At 35.5% G+C, this 3,860-nt stretch carries 6 protein-coding genes; 5 read left to right on the forward strand and 1 reads right to left on the reverse strand.

What is annotated here, in order from left to right:
* Positions 1-385 precede the first annotated feature (385 nt).
* Together IQ228_RS22850 and IQ228_RS22855 are read left to right on the forward strand one after the other, a co-directional pair.
* The gene (locus IQ228_RS22850; protein WP_039201081.1) at positions 386-754 is read left to right on the forward strand and encodes a phage holin family protein; all 369 of its coding nucleotides are present in this window, start codon (positions 386-388) and stop codon (positions 752-754) included.
* A 35-nt stretch (positions 755-789) separates the two neighbouring features.
* A complete protein-coding gene (locus IQ228_RS22855) occupies positions 790-981 on the forward strand; it encodes a YqaE/Pmp3 family membrane protein (RefSeq protein ID WP_027402184.1) in 192 nt (63 codons plus the stop codon).
* Between the two features lie 71 nt (positions 982-1,052).
* Here IQ228_RS22855 and IQ228_RS22860 read toward each other — a convergent pair whose 3' ends face one another.
* Positions 1,053-1,835 carry a hypothetical protein gene (locus IQ228_RS22860; protein ID WP_035081653.1) on the reverse strand — a complete coding sequence of 261 codons (783 nt, stop codon included), beginning with the start codon at positions 1,833-1,835 and terminating at the stop codon, positions 1,053-1,055.
* 307 nt (positions 1,836-2,142) lie between these two features.
* Between IQ228_RS22860 and IQ228_RS22865 the strand changes: the two genes are divergently transcribed.
* From IQ228_RS22865 to IQ228_RS22875, 3 genes are read left to right on the forward strand one after another with little or no spacing between them, the layout of a single operon-like run.
* A complete protein-coding gene (locus IQ228_RS22865) occupies positions 2,143-2,367 on the forward strand; it encodes a hypothetical protein (protein WP_027402186.1) in 225 nt (74 codons plus the stop codon).
* Positions 2,364-2,699 (forward strand): cytochrome c6 PetJ, encoded by a 336-nt coding sequence (gene petJ / locus IQ228_RS22870; protein WP_027402187.1) that lies wholly within the window; start codon positions 2,364-2,366, stop codon positions 2,697-2,699. Before IQ228_RS22865 ends, petJ begins: the two co-directional genes overlap by 4 nt.
* A 13-nt stretch (positions 2,700-2,712) precedes the next feature.
* On the forward strand, positions 2,713-3,732 hold the full coding sequence (locus IQ228_RS22875; protein WP_193964547.1) for an aldo/keto reductase: 1,020 nt from the start codon (positions 2,713-2,715) through the stop codon (positions 3,730-3,732).
* Positions 3,733-3,860 lie beyond the last annotated feature (128 nt).

Below are 3,860 nucleotides of genomic sequence, written 5' to 3' on the forward strand. Positions count from 1 at the left end.
TCTCCCCGCATCGGGGAGAGGTTTGGAGAGGGGTTTATTTATACATTAAAAACTTTTCAAACATCCTCTTAGGGACTTCCAATTAAAAAAATACCCAAAAATCTCTTGTGGTGCGGGCATACTATGGCTAACGCCACGCTACGCGAACGACAAGCTCAGTACAAGTCTTGCCCGCTAATAATCAAGGACGGGCAGGATGCCCATCCCACAAAATTGGGTAATTTATTTTTTGGTGTTCCCTTAGAGAAGTCGGGTATCTTACTGAAAATTTGTTATTTAATCTAACCTAAGATAGATCAAGATTATATCTAAGAAAAGATGTGAAATATTAGTCTATCTTTGAAAATAGTAATTAGCACAGATAATGCTGTTACTGAGGTAAAAAATGTTGTCATATTTTTTCATTGCACTCGCTACAGCTTTAAGTTTGCTGATTGTTGATTTAGTTGTTCCCGGTGTAGATATTGCTAATTTTCCGGCAGCTTTAATTGCCGCTGTTGTGATTGGTTTAATTAATAGTGGAGTTAAACCAACCATTAATATCTTGTCTTTACCTTTGACATATCTCACATTAGGTGGATTTTCCCTAATTGTTAACGGACTCTGCTTTTGGTTAGCATCAGTTTTAGTTCCAGGTTTTCAAGTTCAAGGATTAATTGCTTTTATTATCGGTCCTGTAGTTCTTTCTTTAGCTAATACCTTTCTCAGTAAATACTTCGCAGAAAAAGGTTTTGAATTACAAGATAGCCAATAGGTAAACCCAACTTTAAAACTAGGAAATAAATATCCATGAACTTACTGCGTATACTTATCGGTTTATTTCTACCTCCCTTGGGGGTTTTTCTCACCGTTGGCTTTGGTCCAACTTTGTTAATTAACATTTTGCTGACTCTGCTTGGTTGGCTTCCTGGTAGCATTCATGCAGTTTGGGTAATTGTCAAGCATGAAGAAAATATTAATAGAGAGGAAGGTACTTATTAAGTATAACAAGCAACAAGAATTTAGATCCCCGACTTCTCTAAGAAGTCGGGGATCTAAAGGATAGTTACTCATTAAGCACGAATATCTTTATCTTTGAATAAATCAGCCGTTGCTAATAGTAACTCACGCAAAGTTTGTTTTAATTGACGTTCTTTTTTCGCTATAACTGCACCTGCATCTGTCAATTTTTTTTCTAGAAGTGAGTAACTTTCTTTTACTTGTGCTGTGATAGATTCGGCTTTGGGATGGGATTTATCACACCATTGTTTGGCTTCATTTAAATAATCCTGTACTTCTTGATCACTTCCACTATAACGTGCCGATAAATTGGCTCGAATAATTGCTGACTGTGCTTGTAATTGTGCATAGCGTTTCTTTAATAATCCCACTTCTTCACTATCTTTGATAGAATCAATGGCTGAATCAATCGCAATTTTTGTGTCTGCTGATTTATCTTGACTTGTTTCGATTATCTTCGTTAAAATTCCTTCAATTTCTGCTTGTAGTTCTTCTTCTTCCCTATCCAATTGAGCTTGTAGTTGCTTAATTTCGGCTTGAGTCTTGACAATATCTGAGTGTTTTCTAATATTTATCGCTTCCATCGCTCCTTCAATTGAAGCTACCACTCCTTCTTTAACTTCACTACCTTTTTCTTGTAAATTATCAATGACAGTAGACACAGCATCATTAACTAAATTACGCAGTTCATGAGAACCTTCTTGAAACTCAGAACCTACTTGAGAAACAGCAGATTTGACAATTTCCCGAATGCGTTCAGCTTTTAATTGTCCTGTTTCTTTAGCTTGGCGTAAATCTATTTGAATTTGTTCTTTAATGTTCTTATTTGTGGTCATATTAAATACAAATCTCATTACAACACTTGCAATTATTATGGCGAACTCTTTTTAGATATGAACACCCTCTAAAGAGATAAAATCATATCTATCTTTAGATACTTCAAAGTATTTGGCGATTAGAAAGATGCTTCCACCACGCTACACAAGCAAAGTCTACCTTCGTAGATTCAGCAATTAGAAGTTTTTAACCCCCGCAGGTGGGTTTTGTCTGTATAGCCGCGACTTCTAGTCGCCAGGAATTTTTTGGTTAAATGTTGCCAATTTATGAAATAATCAATATTGGTCAATAACTAAATTTTAAATCATGTGGCAGGTAAATATCACTTGTGATGGTGAAGCGTGGAAAGTGTACGGAGTTGAATTTAAGAAAATGGTAGAAAATTACCAAGCTGAATTGATTGGTTCTAAAAAAATGCCAGATGGAAAACGCATTATGTCCTATAAAATTGAGGATGTCAGCGAAGCAGAAGCTTTTCAGGAACAATGTACAAACTTTATCGGCTTCATATCTGATTTTGAAGCCTTATGAAAAAACTAATAGTATTGATATTATGCACATTTTGCTTGTGGACTATCAATTTCACTTCACCCGCTAACGCTTTAGATACAGCCAAAGGGGCAGAAATTTTTAGTTTTCATTGTGCTGGTTGTCATATTAATGGGGAAAATATCATTAGACGCGGTAAAAACTTAAAAAAGAATGCACTTAAAAAATATGGCATGGATTCTTTAGAAGCGATTACAGCCATTGTCACTAATGGTAAGAATAATATGTCAGCTTATAAAAAAAGATTGACAACTGAGGAAATTCAACAAGTTGCAGCTTATGTTTTGGAACAAGCAGAAAAAGACTGGAAATAACAAGATAAAAAATATGATGTTACCTCAAGAAAGCTATTTACAATTTACTCCCGACTTAAAAATTTGCCGAATTTTAAATGGAATGTGGCAAGTTTCCGGTGGACATGGACGCATTAACCCCAAAACTGCGATTGAGTCTATGTTTCAATATGTTGATGCTGGTTTTACAACCTGGGATTTAGCAGATCATTATGGACCAGCAGAAGATTTTATTGGTGAGTTTCGTCGTCAACTGATAGCAACTCGTGGAGAAGAAGCTGTTAATAATATCCAAGCTTTTACAAAATGGGTTCCTCGTCCTGGGAAAATGACGAAAAAGTTGGTTGAGGAAAATATTGATATTTCTTTGAGAAGAATGGACGTTAAATCATTGGATTTAATGCAGTTCCACTGGTGGGATTATCGAGATGCTAATTATTTAGATGCTCTCAAATATATGGCAGAATTGCAAACTGAAGGTAAAATCAAACATTTGGCTTTAACTAATTTTGATACGGAACATTTGCAAATTATCACGGAAGCAGGAATCAAGATTGTTTCTAATCAAGTGCAGTTTTCTTTAGTTGACAGAAGACCACAGGTAAACATGGTTAAATTTTGTCAAGAACATGATATTAAGTTGTTTACCTATGGTAGTGTTTGCGGTGGTTTGTTATCAGAAAAGTATTTGAATAAACCAGAACTTAAAGGCTTAGAAATAAATACCACCAGTTTAAGAAAATACAAACAAATGATTGATAATTGGGGTGGTTGGGGACTATTTGCACAGTTACTAAATACCTTAAAAACCATTGCTGATAAACATCAAGTAAGTATTGCAAATGTGGCTGTAAATTACGTTTTAAATCAGCCAGCAGTTGGGGGTGTAATTGTGGGTGCAAGATTGGGAATAGCGGAACATTTGTCAGATAATGCTAGGGTGTTTAGTTTCAATTTAGATGCTGAGGATATAGGGAAAATAGATGCAGTTTCTGAACAGTCAAAAGATTTATATAAGTTAATTGGTGATTGTGGAGATGAGTATAGACGTTAATTGTAGGGTGGGTTAGTTAGATCTGAAAATAAGACCCTACCCCTAACCTAGTAGTTCGTCAAATTTATTTTGACGGGTAATGATCGGAAAAAACTTCTGTTCTTCCCTCCCCTACCTCCCCTACCTGT

Origin of the sequence: Dolichospermum sp. LEGE 00246 (genome assembly GCF_015207865.1) — a bacterium.
GTDB lineage: Bacteria > Cyanobacteriota > Cyanobacteriia > Cyanobacteriales > Nostocaceae > Dolichospermum > Dolichospermum heterosporum.